Here is a 650-nt window from a genome sequence, read left to right on the forward strand (position 1 = left end):
CGGACGGCTGCGCGGTGCGCCGACGGTCGCCTCGCTCGGCGCCGCGCTCGCGGTGTGCGATCGGACGGGCGCCCCGGCCGCCGTCATGCTCCAGCACCTCGCCGACGCCCTGCGCGACCTCCACGACGCCGCGCAGGCGCGGCGCAGCGCCTTCGCGGGCCCGCGCTCGACCGCCCGGATCCTGCTCGTGCTGCCGCTGGCCGGACTGGGCCTCGGCATGCTCCTGGGCGGCGACCCGCTGCGGCTCCTGGTCGCCTCGACCTCGGGACGGCTGCTCGGCGGGGCGGGGATCGCCCTGACGGTGCTGGGCTGGTGGTGGATGCGCCGCCTGCTGCGCAGCGCCGACCCTCCCCTGCGCACGGAGGTGGACCCGTCGGTGGCGCTCGAGCTGATCGCCGGGGCGCTCGAGTCGGGGCTGCCGCTGTCCCGCGCCCTCGCCGCGGTCGCCGCGGCCCTGCCGGGAGGGACGGACGCCGAGGCGATGCGGGCCGTCGCCTCCGCCCTCGCCGCCGGGGTCCCTGCACGGCTCGCGGTCGACGCGCTCCCCGCGGAGCTCGACGCCCTGGGACGCTCCGCCGTGCTCGCGGAGGAGACCGGCGCGGATCTCGCGAGGGTGCTGCGCTCCGCGGCGCGGGACGCCCGTCGCGGCC

General features: G+C 80.0%; 1 protein-coding gene. It reads left to right on the forward strand.

Annotated features, from left to right (window positions below):
* The coding region (locus tag HMPREF3159_RS13305; protein WP_210388879.1) for a type II secretion system F family protein at positions 1-650 on the forward strand (650 nt) is incomplete at both ends.

This window comes from Brachybacterium sp. HMSC06H03 (assembly GCF_001807385.1).
GTDB classification, from domain to species: domain Bacteria; phylum Actinomycetota; class Actinomycetes; order Actinomycetales; family Dermabacteraceae; genus Brachybacterium; species Brachybacterium conglomeratum.